The sequence below is a fragment of the Chitinophaga sp. genome (genome assembly GCF_036569125.1).
Classification (GTDB): domain Bacteria; phylum Bacteroidota; class Bacteroidia; order Chitinophagales; family Chitinophagaceae; genus Chitinophaga.
The window spans coordinates 1-16,921 of the sequence record NZ_DATCRF010000536.1 but is presented as its reverse complement, the minus strand read 5'-3'; the positions used below and the strand labels follow the sequence as shown (position 1 = coordinate 16,921).

General features: G+C 47.6%; 17 protein-coding genes. 11 read left to right on the top strand and 6 right to left on the bottom strand.

Going from position 1 to position 16,921, the window contains the following annotated elements; translation table 11 throughout:
- Nucleotides 1-390: 390 nt before the first annotated feature.
- Entirely contained in the window at nt 391-1,323 is a 933-nt protein-coding gene (locus tag VIM87_RS20195; protein WP_331998753.1) for an AraC family transcriptional regulator, read from the bottom strand.
- 171 nt (nt 1,324-1,494) lie between these two features.
- Here VIM87_RS20195 and VIM87_RS20190 point away from each other — a divergent pair, with 171 nt between their 5' ends.
- From VIM87_RS20190 to VIM87_RS20175, 4 genes are all read left to right on the top strand, one after another.
- Nucleotides 1,495-3,021, top strand: coding sequence for an aldehyde dehydrogenase family protein (locus tag VIM87_RS20190; RefSeq protein WP_331998752.1), 1,527 nt, complete (start codon nt 1,495-1,497; stop codon nt 3,019-3,021).
- 14 nt (nt 3,022-3,035) lie between these two features.
- Complete coding sequence (locus tag VIM87_RS20185; RefSeq protein WP_331998751.1) at nt 3,036-3,398, top strand: DUF779 domain-containing protein; 363 nt, start codon at nt 3,036-3,038, stop codon at nt 3,396-3,398.
- Between the two features lie 57 nt (nt 3,399-3,455).
- Nucleotides 3,456-4,343, top strand: coding sequence for an NmrA family NAD(P)-binding protein (locus VIM87_RS20180; protein ID WP_331998750.1), 888 nt, complete (start codon nt 3,456-3,458; stop codon nt 4,341-4,343).
- Between the two features lie 80 nt (nt 4,344-4,423).
- Nucleotides 4,424-4,819, top strand: coding sequence for a VOC family protein (locus VIM87_RS20175; RefSeq protein WP_331998749.1), 396 nt, complete (start codon nt 4,424-4,426; stop codon nt 4,817-4,819).
- Nucleotides 4,820-4,857: 38 nt separating this feature from the next.
- Here the strand turns inward: VIM87_RS20175 and VIM87_RS20170 are convergent, their stop codons facing one another.
- Entirely contained in the window at nt 4,858-5,862 is a 1,005-nt protein-coding gene (locus VIM87_RS20170; RefSeq protein ID WP_331998748.1) for a type IX secretion system membrane protein PorP/SprF, read from the bottom strand.
- 140 nt (nt 5,863-6,002) lie between these two features.
- Here VIM87_RS20170 and VIM87_RS20165 point away from each other — a divergent pair, with 140 nt between their 5' ends.
- On the top strand, nt 6,003-7,097 hold the full coding sequence (locus VIM87_RS20165) for a hypothetical protein (protein ID WP_331998747.1): 1,095 nt from the start codon (nt 6,003-6,005) through the stop codon (nt 7,095-7,097).
- Nucleotides 7,098-7,193: 96 nt separating this feature from the next.
- On the opposite strand, the gene VIM87_RS20160 is transcribed toward VIM87_RS20165, so the two are convergent.
- A complete protein-coding gene (locus VIM87_RS20160) occupies nt 7,194-8,120 on the bottom strand; it encodes a nuclear transport factor 2 family protein (protein ID WP_331998746.1) in 927 nt (308 codons plus the stop codon).
- A 196-nt stretch (nt 8,121-8,316) separates the two neighbouring features.
- A complete protein-coding gene (locus VIM87_RS20155) occupies nt 8,317-9,066 on the bottom strand; it encodes an MBL fold metallo-hydrolase (protein ID WP_331998745.1) in 750 nt (249 codons plus the stop codon).
- Between the two features lie 345 nt (nt 9,067-9,411).
- Between VIM87_RS20155 and VIM87_RS20150 the strand changes: the two genes are divergently transcribed.
- Nucleotides 9,412-10,512 carry a hypothetical protein gene (locus VIM87_RS20150; protein ID WP_331998744.1) on the top strand — a complete coding sequence of 367 codons (1,101 nt, stop codon included), beginning with the start codon at nt 9,412-9,414 and terminating at the stop codon, nt 10,510-10,512.
- Nucleotides 10,513-10,730: 218 nt separating this feature from the next.
- Here VIM87_RS20150 and VIM87_RS20145 read toward each other — a convergent pair whose 3' ends face one another.
- A complete protein-coding gene (locus VIM87_RS20145; RefSeq protein ID WP_331998743.1) occupies nt 10,731-11,711 on the bottom strand; it encodes a GlxA family transcriptional regulator in 981 nt (326 codons plus the stop codon).
- Between the two features lie 244 nt (nt 11,712-11,955).
- On the opposite strand from VIM87_RS20145, the gene VIM87_RS20140 reads away from it, so the two are divergent.
- The gene (locus tag VIM87_RS20140; RefSeq protein ID WP_331998742.1) at nt 11,956-12,564 is read left to right on the top strand and encodes a dihydrofolate reductase family protein; all 609 of its coding nucleotides are present in this window, start codon (nt 11,956-11,958) and stop codon (nt 12,562-12,564) included.
- A 36-nt stretch (nt 12,565-12,600) separates the two neighbouring features.
- On the opposite strand, the gene VIM87_RS20135 is transcribed toward VIM87_RS20140, so the two are convergent.
- Nucleotides 12,601-13,482 (bottom strand): MerR family transcriptional regulator, encoded by an 882-nt coding sequence (locus VIM87_RS20135; RefSeq protein ID WP_331998741.1) that lies wholly within the window; start codon nt 13,480-13,482, stop codon nt 12,601-12,603.
- Nucleotides 13,483-13,629: 147 nt separating this feature from the next.
- On the opposite strand from VIM87_RS20135, the gene VIM87_RS20130 reads away from it, so the two are divergent.
- The 4 genes from VIM87_RS20130 to VIM87_RS20115 form a co-directional block, all read left to right on the top strand.
- Nucleotides 13,630-15,141 carry a phytoene desaturase family protein gene (locus tag VIM87_RS20130; protein ID WP_331998740.1) on the top strand — a complete coding sequence of 504 codons (1,512 nt, stop codon included), beginning with the start codon at nt 13,630-13,632 and terminating at the stop codon, nt 15,139-15,141.
- Nucleotides 15,125-15,958 carry a phytoene/squalene synthase family protein gene (locus tag VIM87_RS20125; RefSeq protein ID WP_331998739.1) on the top strand — a complete coding sequence of 278 codons (834 nt, stop codon included), beginning with the start codon at nt 15,125-15,127 and terminating at the stop codon, nt 15,956-15,958. The genes VIM87_RS20130 and VIM87_RS20125 overlap by 17 nt, the downstream gene beginning before the upstream one ends.
- A gap of 6 nt (nt 15,959-15,964) precedes the next feature.
- Nucleotides 15,965-16,435, top strand: a complete 471-nt coding sequence (locus VIM87_RS20120; protein WP_331998738.1) for a beta-carotene hydroxylase — start codon at nt 15,965-15,967, stop codon at nt 16,433-16,435.
- Nucleotides 16,432-16,921: lycopene cyclase domain-containing protein (locus VIM87_RS20115; RefSeq protein ID WP_331998737.1), on the top strand; the 490-nt coding region annotated here is incomplete at its 3' end. The genes VIM87_RS20120 and VIM87_RS20115, both read left to right, overlap by 4 nt.

The window sequence follows — 16,921 nt, the reverse complement described above, 5'->3', positions numbered from 1 at the left end:
GTGTAAGAAATTCTGCTGATTCAAGATCATAATTTCATATTAATTTATTTATACATATTGTGGTTGCTGCTAGTTAATTCTTCTTTTATCTTTTGATTTCTAACCTGTTAGATAAAATTACAACTACTCTGGCAGCCCCGTCAATTTACGGCCCTTCTCCAGAATTTCCTAGTTTTTCTGGCCATGGGAATTATTCGCATGAAAGAAAAAATGCAACTGTTGGGACCGGAAAAGGGAGGGTCTCCCCTGCGGGATGGGTATACGAAATGCAAAAGCAGCCATATTTGATGTGGGATGGTAGGGCAGGTACCTGCAATTGTGACCTTAAAAAAGCACTTTCACCTGATGCGGGATGGTAGATGTGTACGTTAATTGTATACAGCAGACAGGTCAGGATGGATGCGCCATGCAGGATTGATAAGCGCCGGGGGTAATGCCTTCCAGCTTGCGGAAAACACGGATAAAATAATTCACGTCACTAAAACCACAAAGGTTACTTACTGCACGGAGATCATTCTGCGTATCGGCCAGCAATTGTTTGGCCATCTTTACACGCTCCGCATTTATATATTCCAGGGGGCTAATGCCAAACTGCTCCTTAAACCATTTAAAGAACATATTACGGCTTAAATAAGCTTTGCGGCACAACAGGTCCACCGCTATTTTTTCAGACAGGTGCTCGTGTATATAATTCAGCACATAATGCAGGCGGGTTTGGTTGCCGTTATCTGCGCTTTCCCCTGCAAACTGCTGCAGGCGCTGGTTTTGCACCAGGCGAATTAACAGCTCCTTCAGGGACAGATCTGCAAAAATGTTCTTGTACCTATCCACACTGCTGCATACGCGGATGATCTTGTTAATGAGGTCAGAGATCTCATTATCGTTTGAAAAATGGTATTGGTTAAACTGCAGCTTCCAGGCATTATGCTCATCGGTGCTGCTGTTATAATAATCATTTAAATAATCAATGGTGTCGTGAATATATCCGGCATCCACCGCAAGGGCCATGCATTGGGTAGGGTTCTGCGCATCTGCTTCCGGAAAGTCAATAACCATGGTAGTGTTGGCGGGCACAATCACCGTTTCACCGGGCAGGTAATCAAAAGCCGGTACATCCGGCAGGTGCATTACTTTTTTACCCCGGATCATGCTGGTGATCACAAAATCGTTAAAGGTAAGGGGTACATTATACGCTTCCTGGTAGCTTTCAAAAATATTCAGCTCACAGTTCTTTAAATTAAAGACACGCCTGTTCTCTACCAGTGTTTGCAGGTATTTCGGATGGGTGAGCCCGGCCTTTTGCAGATAGTGTTTGATAGGCACGATGAATGATTTTATTCCCTGAAAAACTCCTTTGGTACGATGATTTCCCCGTGTTACTGAAGTTACAAAACTTCAGGTACAATCGTGCTATAAAAAAGTACAATTGTAGGTGGCTGAAGCATTTATTTGGGTGAAATTACCGCCATTAATTCACCTAAAAATCCTTACGTTATGAGTACAGCCGTTGCATCCGATCCGAATGTGGCTACCCGTCCCTCCTTTAAAGAAAAATACGACCATTATATTAACGGAAAATGGGTGGCCCCAGACAGCGGGGAATACTTTGATAATATTTCACCCATCGATGGCAAAGCATTTACGCAGGCCGCACGTGGCAATGCGAAAGACATTGAAAAAGCCATTGATGCCGCCAGCCAGGCCTTTCCCGGCTGGAGCAAAACCAGCGCCGCCTACCGCAGCAACCTGCTGCTGAAAATAGCGCAGGTGGTTGAAGATAACCTGGAATACCTGGCCATTGTAGAAACCATTGATAATGGCAAGGCTATCCGCGAAACCCGCGCGGCCGACCTGCCATTGGTGGTAGACCATTTCCGCTATTTTGCCGGTGTGCTGCGCAGTGAAGAAGGCACTATCAGCGAACATGATGAAACCACGGTGAGCATTAACCTGCATGAGCCTATTGGCATTGTAGGACAGATCATTCCCTGGAACTTTCCGCTGCTGATGGCCACCTGGAAAATGGCGCCGGCACTGGCCGCAGGCTGCTGCACCATTGTAAAACCGGCCGAACAAACCCCTACCAGCATAATGTGTTTGCTTGAGCTGATAGATGGTATACTGCCTCCGGGCGTGCTGAATGTAGTAACCGGTTTTGGACCTGAAGCAGGTAAACCGCTGGCACAATCCCCCCGCATACAAAAAGTAGCCTTTACCGGTGAAACCACTACCGGCCGCCTCATCATGCAATATGCTTCTGAAAACCTGATACCGGTTACCATGGAGCTGGGCGGTAAAAGCCCGAACGTATTCTTTGAATCAGTAGGCGATGCCGATGATGAATTCTTTGATAAGGCAGTAGAAGGCGCTGTAATGTTTGCGCTGAACCAGGGCGAAGTTTGTACCTGCCCCAGCCGCATACTGGTGCATGAGAACATTTATGATAAATTTATGGACCGCGTGATCCAGCGTACCAAAGCCATTAAAATGGGCAACCCGCTGGACAGCACGGTAATGATGGGCGCACAGGCCTCTGAAGACCAGTACAACAAGATCCTGAGCTACCTGGAAATAGGCAAGCAGGAAGGCGCCAAAGCCTTAACCGGCGGCGAAGCCTTTCACCAGAACAGCGGCCTGGAACACGGCTTTTACATTAAACCTACCATCCTGAAAGGGAACAACAAAATGCGGGTATTCCAGGAAGAGATCTTTGGACCCGTAACCTGCGTAACCACTTTTAAAAATACAGAAGAAGCCATCCAGATAGCCAATGACACTTTGTATGGCTTAGGCGCCGGCGTATGGACGCGCGATGCGCATGAAATGTACCAGGTGCCCCGTGCTATACAGGCCGGCCGTGTGTGGGTGAACTGTTACCATGCATATCCCGCACATGCACCCTTTGGCGGCTATAAGAAATCAGGCTTTGGCCGTGAAACGCATAAGATGATGCTGAACCATTACCGCCAAACCAAGAACATGCTGATCTCTTACAGCAAAACCAAACTGGGATTTTTCTAAACAACAAACACATTATGACTGCCCGTATTATAGCTACTGATAAGGCTTTGGAGCTTATAGCAAGATTAAAGCAGCTGCATGGCAACCTGATGTTCCACCAGAGCGGCGGCTGCTGCGATGGCTCACAGCCTATGTGCTTTGCAGAAGGTGAATTTAAGACCGGCAACAGTGATGTGCTGTTAGGTGAAGTAGCCGGTTGTAAATTTTATATGAACAGCGATCAGTTTGCTTACTGGCAGCATACACAATTAATATTGGATGTAACACCAGGCAGGGGTAGCAGCTTTTCGCTGGAAATACCGCTGGGAGTAAGGTTTTTAACCCGCTCCCGTGTATTTACAGATGAAGAGATGGCTACCCTTCAACCCACAGGGTAACACTCATCTCATGGTATAGTATTTGTTGCCAATTCATCCTCACCAAAACAGTTTTATATGCATATTGTACTAGGCGCAACCGGCAGCGTAGGTGGTACCGTAGCCACACAGCTGGTAAACCAGGGCGAAACCGTAGTAGGCATTACCCACAGCAAAGAAAAAGTTGCCTCCTTAAAAGAGAAAGGGATAGATGCAGCTGTGGCAGATGCAAAAGACCTTACTGCTTTACGCACTGCTTTCAGAGGTGGAACCTCCCTGTTTGCCATTACGCCTGAAACCGGGCAGGAGGAGGATGTACTGGCGGAAACACAGCAGATACTGGATAATTATAAAGATGCGGTGCAGCATGCAGGCATCGAAAAAATAGTGGGCATTTCATCCGTAGGCGCACAGCTTGAAAAAGGCACAGGTAATTTACTGATGTCGCACATGCTGGAACATGCTTTTGAAGACCTTTCCATTACACAGATCTTTATAAGACCTGCCTATTACTTCAGCAACTGGCTGCCTTACTTAGACGTAGCAAAAGAAAAAGGTGTGCTGCCCAGCTTCCACCCTGCCGGCCTTTCCATTCCCATGATTGCGCCTACTGATGTTGGCGAATTTGCCGCAAAAATATTAACCGGCGATGGGCATAAAAGCACCGTGTATGAAATTGAAGGGCCCCGCTCTTATACTCCGCAGGATGTAGCCAATGTTTTTGGCAAGCTGCTGAACAAAACCGTAAAAGTGCAGGTAATACCTAAAGCTGAATGGGGTAAAACCCTGGAAGGCTTACATTTTTCACCGGATGGTATTAAGAACTTTATAGAAATGACGGAAGCTGTGATAGATGGCCGCGTAAAAGCTGAAAGGAACGGTATTGAGCAGGTAAAATGCAATACTACCCTGGAAGCCTATATTAAAAATGAAATGGCGGCAAAAGAAGCTCATGCTTTAGTGTGAAAGCTGCCTTTTCAGCGCTAAATCACTCAAAAGTATGAAGGCTGTATGCCGCTGCGGTCTTAATTTGTGCATAAAAAACCATGCAAAAGATCACCACCTTCCTGATGTTCGAAGGGCAGGCAGAAGCAGCCCTTAATTTTTATATCAGCTTGTTCAAAGATTCAAAGGTCATTAACATCAGCCGTTACGGGCCTAATGAAATGGGGGCAGAGGGAAGTGTAATGCACGCCACCTTTTCGCTGAACGGACAGCAATTTATGGCTATTGACAGCAATGTTAAACATGGGTTCACTTTCACACCGGCTATTTCACTCTACGTAACCTGTGAAACGGAGCAGGAAATTGATACGCTGTTTGCGCAGCTGTCGGCAGGTGGCAAGGTAATGATGCCCTTAGGCAAATATCCGTTCAGCAATAAGTTTGGCTGGGTAGGCGATCAATTCGGAGTATCCTGGCAATTGAGCTTAATATCATAAATAAAAGAAAAGGCCCTGGCAGCTTGCCGGGGCTTTTTTTAGAAAAACCGGGGGCACGCTACCCGCGGCACCTGCCCGTTCTTCTCCACTCCCTTATCCGCTTTTGAGAAAGAATAACCTATAGATACCTCGTGTGACCCGCTGTTATAACCCTGCAAGGGCCCTACTGCAAAATCATATGCATAGCCTACCCGTAAATTGGGCGTAGCATATACCTCTACCAGCGCTACTGCTGCATTCTTTTTTACCAGCACTTTTTGCAGATAGTTCTTATCATACAGGCTTACGCCGCTGCGGTATGAGCCGCCTATCCAGATCCTTTCCTGCAGTAACAGGAAAGCGTTCAGATCCAGGCTGGTAGGGCCGCCCCGGTCATCTTTCAGCAGAAAGGAAGGTTTGAACTGTATGCTCTCACTCAGGGGCAGCAGCATGCCTGCAGTAAAGTAGTAATGTGGTTTAGGCTGCGGAATGTATACGTAACGCGATTTATTCATGTGCGGGGCTATCAGGTTATCTATCGAAAAACCAACATACGCGCGGTTGGTGGAATAGTAGATGCCGGCCCGTGCATCCGGCACCAGCGTGGTTTGTGTGCCGGCAGGCATATCCACCTCCGGGTCGTTGGTGCTAAGCAGTGAGCCATTAATGCCCAGCTGTATCAGGCCGCCGCTTAGCCCAAAGGCCAGGCGCGAGCTGCCGTCTTCGTTCAGACGTATGCGGTAGGCATAGCTGGCATATACCCCCTGTGTGCTTTGAGCGCCCAGCTTATCGCTGAACATTTGCAGGGCCAGGCCCACATTTCCTTCGTTGGCAATAGCATCCACGGCTACGGAAAAGCTGCGCGGGGCGCCTTCCACACCGGTCCACTGTGCGCGGTAAAAGCCATGCAGGTTCAGCACTTCCTTATAACCGGCATAGGCCGGGTTAATGTAAATGCCGTTAAACATATACTGGCTGTATTGTGCATCCTGTTGGGCAAAGGCCAGTCTGCAGCAAAGGAATAGTGCGCTCAGTAAGGTCACACGTTTCTTATAGGTGTTCATAGGGCAGGGCTAGGGATATTGTTCACAGTACTCTTGCAATCCAGGATCAAATATAAATATTATTATTCATATATAAATCAGATGCCCCTAAAATTAAACTTTCTATCTTCCGGCCTGTCTCACTTATCAAATCGATCTTTATGCGGATAAAGCATTACTTATCCTTCCTGCTGGGTGGATTATTAGTGAATATAACGGCTATCCATGCGCAGGACACAAACCCGGCGGCTGCCGATACCACTCATTTACCAGGCGCCAATTTCAGCTTACAGGGTGCGCTGGAAATGTTTAAAAAAGCCGCTTCCCCCGAGGAGTTTGAAAAGCTGCTGAATACACAGGATAATAAGGTAAATAACCTGGACCTCAATGGCGACGGGAATATTGACTACATAAAAGTGGTGAATAAACGGGAAAATGATGTGCATGTTTTTGTGCTGCAGGCATTGATCTCCGAAACAGAAAGCCAGGACATCGCCGTAATAGAGCTGGAGAAAACTGCCGCTGATAATGCCGTGGTACAGATTGTTGGCGATGAAGATATTTACGGCGAGCAAACTATTGTGGAACCTTCTTCCGGCACCGATAAAGCCAGCACTGAAAATGATGAAAAAGCAGAGCAGCCTTATTTTGGCAGCGGCCCGCACATAACTGCCCGCTATGCCCCTGCCCGCGCGCTTATTGTGAATGTGTGGTTCTGGCCTTGTGTACGGTTTGTGTATGCACCGGCCTATACGGTATGGATCTCGCCCTTTAGCTGGCGGGTACGACCCATTTGGTGGCATCCCTGGCGGCCCATGCCTTGGGCAGTGTACCGCCCCTACCGCTATTATTATGCACCACATTATACAATCGTACGTACCAACCGGATCGTGTATGCACCCAGGATCTACCGCCCCATGCGCGTTACATCCGTAACCGTGCGCACCCGCAACCAGGTAGTGGTGAACCGCTACCGTGCTACACCACGCCCTGCACGCAGTTTCAGCGGACCGCGTACCGGCGCTACCCGCAGCTTCAGCACACCCCGCGGCAATGGTCCTACCCGCACCTTTGGTGCGCCACGCGTGAATGGCGCCAACCGTACGTTCAACGGGCCTAACCGCAGCTTTAATTCCAATACCCGTACTTTTAGCTCACCTAACGGTAACCGGCAGATCAGCCGCCAGCGGACTACCATCAGCGGCCCCCGTGGTTCCGCTACCCGCATCAGGACAAGGGAATCAAGACATCATTAAGCATAGAACAAGTAATAAAAAACGAGGGTGTATCTTATACACCCTCGTTTCGTTCAGGCGTCATCATCTCAGTTGCCAGACATCTTCATTTTGCGCTTAGTGCAGGCTTATAATACGGCTCATTTGCCAGTGCCCGTTATTGCGCTTCCACAGGGTAATGAATTTGCTGGCATGGGAGGTAGAACCCTCTACCAGGTTATGAAAGCGGTGATAGCCTATTTCTACTGCGCCATACCCGTTAATGGAATATACCTCAATGCTGCCTTTCATTATTTCACGCTGTACTTTATTGCAGATATATTTTTTGGTAGATTCCAGCATACTTGTTTTGGAAGCCATCAGCCCGGTGCGGTCATGGTAAAACTCCAGATCCTCTGCCACCATATCCGCCATTTTTTCCAGGTTGCAGGTATTATAGGTTTCAAAGAAAATGCTGTCCAGGCCAGCAATGGTATCATACAATGCTTTGTCGTCCGGTACATAAGGGGCGGGTGTATACAGCGCTGCGGCGGTTTCCGGTAAGGGCCGGCTTACCTGGTAATCCAGCTCACGGGCCATTTTCCAGGCATTCCCTTCTTTTTTCCAGGTACGCGTGAATTTGGAGATCTCCACCAGTTGCTCCGGTTGATTATCCGGTGTAATATAAAAATGCTGCACGCCGGTTTGTATGGCCTCCTGCCCGCTTACTGCAAATACCTGTAAGCTGCCGGGTACTGTTGTACGGCGCAGGTGCCCCTGTGCGCATATTTTATTTATGCTGCTGATAAAGTTGGCCAGCGGCTGTACCGAGGTAGGATTATCCAGCCCATTATCATGATAGAACACAAAATCCTTTGTGAGCAATTCCTGCACTTTCTGGGTATTGCAGTCCTTTTGGGCATAGTGAAAAAGCAGGCTGTCCTGGCGGTATAATTGATCAAATAAAGGTCCGGAAGTGGAGGTTTCGGGCTGCTGGGCAAAAGCGGTCGGGGCTCCCAGGAACATAAAGGCAAGGCATAAAACGTTAGTAAAGATCTTTTTCATATAACAATTTGCATTGATTATCAGGTAAATAGTGATTTTTTATTTCGATTGCAATACAAAGATATATGTTTTTAATAGTATTATGCAATACATACTACTATATATTTTTAAACCTCCTCAGGAGTGGGATAAAAAAGCCGGCCTCATGGACCGGCTTTGCTGTGTACAGCAGTGGGATAGTTACCTGAAAAAATCTTTATTTGCCCGGGTACCAGTTACGCAGGCGTACTTCAATATTTTTATCGCCGGCATTCACCAGCTCTTTAAATTGATTTACATCGCTCAAACCGTTCTGCCCGCGGTAATGATACGGGTATACGATCTTAGGCTTAAAGGCCAGCACCGCTTCTGCCGCCTGTTTTACATCCATGGTGTAAGGCAGGTTCATACAAACAAAAGCTACATCAATATTTTTGAGCGCCTTCATTTCAGGAATGCCTTCCGTATCGCCGGAGAGGTAAAGGTTCTTACCGCCAATATTCAATACATATCCATTTCCGCGGCCTTTGGTATGGCGCGGGTTTGCACCCATATTATACATGGGAATGGCGGTAATGGCAATGCCTGCCCGGGTGGTATGATCGCCGTTATTTAATACCACGGCTTTTGCCTTCAATGCCGGTGGCAGCAGCTCAGCCACTGCCTGCGGTACTACCAGTATTGTTTTAGGTGTTTTTACTTTTATAATGCTGGCAGTATCAAAGTGATCGCCATGTATATCGGTGATCAGTATAATATCCGGTGCTTTTACGCCGCTAAAATCTGCGCCGCCTGCAGGATCTGCATAAATAGTAGTATTGCCCACAGTGAAGGCCAGGCTGGCGTGTTGAACGGGTGTAATCGTTAAGTTGCCCTTAGCGGTTGGCAAAACATCCCCCTTATTTTGTTGTGCCGTTAGGGTAGCAGCAACAAAAAGCGCGCATAAGGTAAAAAGCTTGAATTTCATAAATGGCTCCGGTTATACAGTAAATTTAAAAAAGTTATCCATAGTATGGTAGTGCCCGGCAGTAAATTATTCTTGCGTTAATATTTGCCGCCTGCCCCACCCCGGGAATGCCGGACCTGCTCACGGGGCACTAACACTATTTTGAACTGGAAAATTTCAAAACATTTACTACATTCGGTGCAGTACCGATGATCCACGTTGTGAACAATTTTTAGCATTTACGAGAGCAGGACAGGAACAAACACTTAATCACTTTTATACCTAAAATGAACAATGAATCTATAAATGCCATCCATGGCTAATTACAGGCTTTTTATTCAAACAGTCACCACACATTAAACTCGTATGAAGAAACTTTTATCAACCATCCTCATCGCAACAGGCGTATTATTTATTGCAAACAATGTACAGGCGCAGGGTTGCGTAGCTTTACGCGGCAACGGATCTACCTGCATGCTCCCTCACCAGGACGAGAACAGTTCCGGCAAATGGCTGTTCACCACCGGGGCCCGTTATTTCAAGTCTTACAAACACTTTAAAGGCCGGGAAGAACAAAAGGAACGTCAAACACAGGGTACGGAAGTCATCAATCACCAAACCGCTATTGACCTTTCCCTCACCCGCATCCTGGACGATCGCTGGAGCATTATGCTGGATGTACCCATCCTGGCCAATGCCCGCTCTTCCCTGTATGAGCATGGCCTTGTTAACGGCGTCAATAAATTTAACCAGCGCCACAGCATGCACTCTTTTGGTTTGGGTGATATGCGCATAGCCGTATACCGCTGGCTGCTGGATCCTCACAAAAATACCCGCGGCAATATACAGGCCGGCCTGGGTATTAAGTTTGCCACCGGCGATTATGATGTAAAAGATTACTGGTATAACGTAGGCCCTAACGGCGCCAAGGAATTAAGAGAAGTGGACCAGTCCATACAGCTGGGCGATGGCGGTACCGGCGTTACTATGGAGCTGAACGGCTATTATAATTTTACCCGCCACTTTGCCGTATATGGAAATGCATATTACTTAATGAATCCACGGGAGCAGAATGGTGTGCGCACCTGGCGCGAGACCTTATCCCCTGCCCTGGCCAACGAAGCCATTTGCAGTGTGCCGGATCAGTATATGTTCCGCGGCGGCGTAAGCTATGCTAACGCACAATTCACCGGCTCTGTAGGCGCCCGTATAGAGGGTATTCCCGTGCATGACCTGGTAGGCGGCAGCGGCGATTTCAGAAGGCCCGGTTATGTATGGTCTGTTGAACCGGCCGTTTCCTACAACCTGGGAAAAACCCGGTTGTTTGCATCAGTACCCGTGGCTTTTGTGCGTAACAGAACACAAAGCGTTACGGATAAGGAAAGAAGCACTCCTACCAATAAAGTGAACGGCGATGCTGCGTTTGCGGATTATGTGGTGAATGTTGGGTTTTCGGTGAGGTTCTGATGGAATGTAAAATGTAAAATCATAAATGTAAAACCGACGAAGGAGGTTCATAGAGACCATTTAAAAGACTTTATGAACGAGATAAACCGACAAAGGAGGTTCATAGAGGCCATTGAAAAGACTTCATCAGCGAGATAAATGTAAAAGTGGAATGCAGTCCCTTATTCGCTGCATTCCACTTTTACATTTATGATTTTACATTTGAAATTTTACATTCCTCACGCTACCACCGCCTCATTATTATACTTGTTCCTGTAATCAATGGGCGATAACCCGGTGATCTTCTTAAACACAGTGCGGAAAGATTTTGTATCGTTATACCCCACCTCATACATTACCTCATTCACATTCTTTTTACTGATCTCCAGCATTTTCTTGGCCGCTTCAATGCGTACGCGCTGTATGTATTCTGCAGGGGTATTGTTGGTGGCTTTTTTAAAACGGCGGTCAAAGTGGCGGCGGCCAATGGCGAACTTCACCGCCAGGTCGTCTACCGACAGGTGTTCGGTGAGGTTAGTTTCAATAAACTCCTGTGCACGTTTAATCGGTTCATCCTCATGTTTCTTTTGCCCGTTGAACATAATAAAAGGCGACTGGCTTTTGCGGTCTATTTCCAGGGCAAACAGCTTGGCCGCCATAATGGCTATTTCGCGGCTGGTATATTTTTCTATGATATATAACAGCAGGTTCCAGTAAGAGCAGGCGCCGCCGCTGGAGTACAGGCCTTTTTCTTCGGTGATCACACGCCCGTCCACCAGCGTTACATCGGGGAACATGGCGCGGAACTCATTCGCTGTTTTCCAGTGGCTGGAACATTCCTTGCCATTCAGCAAACCGGTGGATGCCAGCAGGAAAGCGCCAATACAAAGGCTGGCTACTTCCGCGCCTTTTTTGTGCTGCTCAATGATCCAGGGTATAAAGTCTTTGTTCAGCTCCAGGGATACCTTCAGGTCGCTGCCCAGCGCAGGAATAATGATCAGGTCTGTTTTTTTCACTTCAGTGGTCAGCTGATCCGCATGCACGGAAAAGATACCGCCGTTCAGCTTTACTTCCCTGGAAAGCCCTACCATTTGTACGTTGAATAAGGCAGGCTGCCCGGCAGCGGTTAAAAAGTCATTTACTGTGGTAAACAGGTAACGTGGGTCGGCAATGGTGCCTAAAACAGCCTCGTGTGGCACAAGGATGGATACGTGTTTCATTTGATCTTATTTTGTTGTTGCGGTTTAGACAGGCCTTTGCATAACATGGTCCCCTGAAAAAGCTTATCATGACCGGTTAGCTAGTTTTTGTAAAATAATGAAAAAAGTCGAAACCTACCCTGCCCTAAGTCCGGTTCACCCACCTTTCAACCTTTTGTACCGGCGTATCTTTGAAGATCAATTACCATAAAAACTAACCGATGCAGCATGAGCCGATATTATTAAGCCTGGAAAAAGCCCGGATATGAGAAAGGTGATCGTATCCATGAACGTTACGCTGGATGGTTTTATGGCCGGCGACAACGGAACGCTGGACTGGCATTTTCCGCTGTGGAATGATGAGATGACCCGGCACATAGCCGATCAGCTGCAAACCGTAGACACTATTTTACTGGGGCGTATGAGCTACCAGGTAATGGCGCAGTACTGGCCCTATGCCGATTGCCATAATATGCATAGCCCTGCGCAAATGGACTTTGCCAACCGCATGAATAACTATACCAAGATCCTTTTTTCCCGTACGCTGCGCAAAGGCAGCTGGAAAAATACACATATTATCCGCAGCCGTATTAAAGAGCAGATCCTGGAAATGAAACAGCAGCCCGGCAGGGACATGATCATTTTCGGCAGCGGCAGCATTGTGCAAACCTTTACCCGTTTAGGGCTGGTGGATGAATACCGGCTATGGGTGCACCCGGTGATCCTGCAAAACGGTATGCCCCTGTTCCGCGATAAACGGCCCGGCACACACCTGCAATTATTAAGAACAAAAACCTTCAGCACCGGCGTAGTAGTGCTGTATTACAAAGCTGTTCCGCAAGGAACGGTTAATAACCTGTATGTAGCGGGATAAACTTTTGTTTAAGGTTTGCTGGCATAATATTAAACATCATTTCAACCGCAGCAAGGCAATCAGGTCAGCTACCAGGTAAGCATGCTTAGGCAGCTTAATGCCGGAAGATGAAGGCACCAGACCAGTGTAGAATATTTTTTTACCGGGAAATGTTTTGGCTAACAGCTGTGTAAAATGCTCATAATCCTTTCGCTGTGAGGCATTGATCATAGCGGTAACCACCAGGTCAGGATGACAGATGCCTGTGATGCGCTGCAGGCTTTCCAGTGGCACCGACTGGCCCAGGTAAACCGTTTTATACCCCCTTGCCCTGAAGGCATAATTATAGAACAATACCCCCAGCTCATGCAGCTCCCCTTCCGGTAAAAACAGCAGTACGGTCTGGGCATTGGTATCGGGAGTCACATTAAGCGCATCTGTAGCCGCAATGATCTTCTGGCGGATAATATTTGATATAAAATGTTCCTGGGCAGGATTAATAGTACCGGTTTGCCACATCACGCCGATACGCTCAAAGAAAGGGAATATCACGCTTATCACGGTTTGCTCAAATCCCCTGTTCACCACGGCTGAATGAAAAGTTTTGTTGAACTGCGCTTCGTTCAGCGCTATCATGCTTAACAGCAGGTTCTCCTGGTAATTGTCCTTATCCTGCTTCACCACCTGCAGGTCGGATAAACGCCGGGCTATCTCCGCATCCGACATTTCACTGATCACAGAGATCTTAAACCCGTGATTATTCAGCACACTGATGTTCAGCAGCTGGCGCAGATCTTCATTGGAGTAGTAACGTATATTGGTATCCGTGCGTTCCGGCTTAATAATCCCATACCTTTTCTCCCAGATGCGGATGGTATGGGCTTTTACGCCGGACAGGCGCTCCAGGTCCCTGATCGAATATTTGCCGGTGGATTGCATGTTTCACGCCAAAATTAATCCTTATTTGGAAAAAGCCAGGCCCTTCCTATGATTTTCTCTTATAAACAGGCTCAACATTTTGTTTAACTTTTTTATTAAAACATTAAACATTATATTTGAGATCACAGACGGGTAAACCAGATGTTTATGAGAAAAACGGCGTATCAGAAATCGGCTATTGTTATTGGTTCCGGCTTTGCAGGCCTCTCCAGCGCTATTTGCCTGGCAGCCGAAGGGTATGAGGTAACCGTTATAGAAAAGAACAGCCAGACCGGCGGCAGGGCCCGTATGCTGGAAACATCCGGTTTCCGGTTTGATATGGGCCCCAGCTGGTACTGGATGCCGGAAGTGATCCAGCAGTTCTTTAAACGTTTTGGAAGATCGCTGGATGATTACTTTCACCTGCAGCGGCTGGATCCTTCTTACCAGGTTATTTTCAGCCGGGACGAGGCCGTATCCGTACCCGCTGACTATACAGCGCTCAAAAAGCTGTTTGAATCCATAGAGCCGGGCAGCGGCGCCAGGCTGGATAGCTTCTTACAGGAGGCCGGTTATAAATACCAGCATGGCATGCAGCACTTTGTGCGCAAACCCGGGCAAAGCATTACGGAGTTTATGGACCGTAAACTCTTAAGCTCCCTGTTCCGTATGGATATGCTTACCTCCTTTCACAAACATGTACGTAAATATTTCTCGCATCCCCGCCTGCTGCAGATCCTGGAATTTCCTGTGTTATTCCTGGGCGCAGCACCGGAAAAGATCCCAGCCCTTTACAGCATGATGAATTATGCGGATATGCAGCTGGGCACCTGGTACCCCCTGGGCGGCATGCACCGCCTGGTAAGCGGTATGACCACGCTTGCGCTGGAAATGGGCGTAGAAATATTAACAGATACCGAAGTTTTTAAGCTGAACGTGCAGCATAAAAAAATAAAGCATGTACATACTACCCGGGGCTGTTTTTCAGCCGACGTGGTAGTTGCCGCTGCCGACTATCATCATGTTGACCAGCAGCTGCTGCCACCGGAATATTCCAGCTATTCGGCCCGTTACTGGGAAACACGTAAAATGGCTCCCTCCTGCCTGCTATACTATGTAGGAGTGAATAAGAAGCTACCGCGCCTGCAACACCACAACCTTTTTTTTGAAAGCGATTTTAGTCAGCATGCGTCCTGTATCTACCATACGCGGTCCTGGCCGGAGAACCCGCTGTATTATGTATGCTGCCCGTCTAAAACCGACAGAACAGTGGCCCCGCCGGGTATGGAGAACCTTTTTTTCCTGATCCCCACTGCGCCGGGGCTGGCGGATAATGCTACCATCCGCAGCTACTATTTTGATCTGCTTGTAGAAAGAACGGCCGCATTCTGCGGAGAGGATTTCGCTGAAAATATTGTATTCAGGCAAAGTTATGCCCACAGCAATTTTGTGGCCGACTATCATGCATTCAAAGGCAATGCATATGGGCTGGCCAATACACTGGACCAGACAGCCCTGTTAAAACCATCTATCAGGAGTAAACGGGTACAGAACCTGTTCTTTGCCGGGCAGCTTACAGTACCCGGCCCGGGCGTGCCGCCTGCTATTATTTCCGGGCAGCTGGTAGCTGACTATATTATTAAACATTATAAGGGAAAGATGGATGAAAGCGTTATTTGACAAAGTGAGCGCACGCTGCTCCAGGATAACCACAGAAGCTTACAGTACTTCTTTCTCATTGGGAATACGGCTGCTGGCAAAAAAATTCCATGCGCCTGTTTATGCCATTTATGGATTTGTACGTTTGGCAGATGAAATAGTGGATTCTTTTCACAGCTATCCGAAAGCTGCGCTGTTAAAGGGTTTCCGGGAGCAAACCTATGCAGCCATTGCCGGCCGCATTAGCCTGAACCCCATCTTAAACAGCTTCCAGGAAACCGTGCATACCTACCATATTGAAATGGAGCTGATAGATACCTTCCTGGACAGCATGGAGATGGACCTGCAGCAACAATGTTACTCCCGCAGCCTGTATGAGCAGTACATACTGGGCTCTGCCGAAGTAGTAGGACTCATGTGCCTGCGGGTATTTACAGAGGGCGATCATGCGCAATATGCTAAATTACAGCAGCCCGCCATGAAGCTGGGCGCAGCATTCCAGAAAATAAACTTTCTGCGCGACGTAAAAGCCGATAGCCAGGAGCTGGGACGTTTATACTTTCCCGGTGTGAACCTGGATCATTTTACAGCTGCCGACAAACAGCAGATAGAAAAGGAAATAGGTGCAGATCTTAAACAGGCCATTGACGGCATACGGCGCCTGCCCGCCGGAGCACGCAAAGGAGTGTACCTGGCCTACGCCTATTACGTTGTGCTATTTAATAAAATAAAGAACCTGCCGCCGCAGAAGATCATGACAGAAAGGATACGGGTGGCCAACAGCCATAAGATAGGATTGATGCTGCAAACCATGGTGGTGGGGTTACCTGGTAAATGATACGGTATGTGGATGTATATTTTAATAACAACAGGAGCATTTTTGCTGATGGAGCTGGTAGCATGGTGCACACATAAATACCTGATGCATGGCCTGCTGTGGCATTTGCACCGCGACCATCATAAAAAAACGGAAGGGCGCTTTTTTGAGAAGAACGATTATTTCTTCCTCATTTTTGCCATACCGGGCATGCTGCTTTTTCTGATAGGCACCCTGGGGCAGCATTGGGTGCTGTTTTCCATTGCAGCAGGCATAACATTATACGGCTTCACCTACTTTGTGGTGCATGACATTTTTATTCACCAGCGCTTTAACCTTTTCCGCAACACCCATAATGTGTATTTGCTGGCCTTACGGCGTGCGCACAAAATGCATCATAAACATATTGACAAAGAAGACGGGGAATGTTTTGGCATGCTGTTCTTCCCCTTCCGTTATATAAGAGAGGCTTATAAGGCCCGCAAACAGCCTGCATGAAGTATACTTATTTTTATATAGACCTGTGCACGATACTGGTGCCGCTGCTGGCCTCTTTTCACCCAAAGCTGCAGTTTAACCGGCAGTGGGCTGCCTTCTGGCCGGCAAATATTTTATGCAGTATCTTTTTTCTTATATGGGATGTTTGGTTTACTAAAGCAGGCGTATGGGGCTTTAATGCTGATTATGTAAGCGGTTGGTACATATACAACCTGCCGGTAGAAGAGGCATTATTTTTTGTATGCATCCCCTACGCCTGCCTTTTTTCTTACCACTGTATAAAAGTGCTTTGGCTAAAACGGCGCAGCTACCGGCAGCTGAGCAACATTATATCGGGCATTATCATCGTGCTGCTGGCGGCAGCTATCTTTTTCTTCCACAACAAAGCTTATCCGCTGGTAACAGCGGTGCTGCTGATGGCTTTTGTTCTTTACAACGCTTATGTAAAAAAACAGGCGTGGATGGGGGCGCTGTATATTTCCTATG

What these genes read in the sequence shown, in the direction of transcription:
- VIM87_RS20155 (WP_331998745.1), bottom strand. Translation starts at nt 9,066, where the DNA reads ATGAAATTCAAGCTTTTTACCTTATGCGCGCTTTTTGTTGCTGCTACC.
- VIM87_RS20175 (WP_331998749.1), top strand. Translation starts at nt 4,424, where the DNA reads ATGCAAAAGATCACCACCTTCCTGATGTTCGAAGGGCAGGCAGAAGCA.
- VIM87_RS20180 (WP_331998750.1), top strand. Translation starts at nt 3,456, where the DNA reads ATGCATATTGTACTAGGCGCAACCGGCAGCGTAGGTGGTACCGTAGCC.
- VIM87_RS20140 (WP_331998742.1), top strand. Translation starts at nt 11,956, where the DNA reads ATGAGAAAGGTGATCGTATCCATGAACGTTACGCTGGATGGTTTTATG.
- VIM87_RS20145 (WP_331998743.1), bottom strand. Translation starts at nt 11,711, where the DNA reads ATGAAACACGTATCCATCCTTGTGCCACACGAGGCTGTTTTAGGCACC.
- VIM87_RS20165 (WP_331998747.1), top strand. Translation starts at nt 6,003, where the DNA reads ATGCGGATAAAGCATTACTTATCCTTCCTGCTGGGTGGATTATTAGTG.
- VIM87_RS20185 (WP_331998751.1), top strand. Translation starts at nt 3,036, where the DNA reads ATGACTGCCCGTATTATAGCTACTGATAAGGCTTTGGAGCTTATAGCA.
- VIM87_RS20160 (WP_331998746.1), bottom strand. Translation starts at nt 8,120, where the DNA reads ATGAAAAAGATCTTTACTAACGTTTTATGCCTTGCCTTTATGTTCCTG.
- VIM87_RS20125 (WP_331998739.1), top strand. Translation starts at nt 15,125, where the DNA reads ATGAAAGCGTTATTTGACAAAGTGAGCGCACGCTGCTCCAGGATAACC.
- VIM87_RS20130 (WP_331998740.1), top strand. Translation starts at nt 13,630, where the DNA reads ATGAGAAAAACGGCGTATCAGAAATCGGCTATTGTTATTGGTTCCGGC.
- VIM87_RS20120 (WP_331998738.1), top strand. Translation starts at nt 15,965, where the DNA reads ATGTGGATGTATATTTTAATAACAACAGGAGCATTTTTGCTGATGGAG.
- VIM87_RS20170 (WP_331998748.1), bottom strand. Translation starts at nt 5,862, where the DNA reads ATGAACACCTATAAGAAACGTGTGACCTTACTGAGCGCACTATTCCTT.
- VIM87_RS20150 (WP_331998744.1), top strand. Translation starts at nt 9,412, where the DNA reads ATGAAGAAACTTTTATCAACCATCCTCATCGCAACAGGCGTATTATTT.
- VIM87_RS20135 (WP_331998741.1), bottom strand. Translation starts at nt 13,482, where the DNA reads ATGCAATCCACCGGCAAATATTCGATCAGGGACCTGGAGCGCCTGTCC.
- VIM87_RS20190 (WP_331998752.1), top strand. Translation starts at nt 1,495, where the DNA reads ATGAGTACAGCCGTTGCATCCGATCCGAATGTGGCTACCCGTCCCTCC.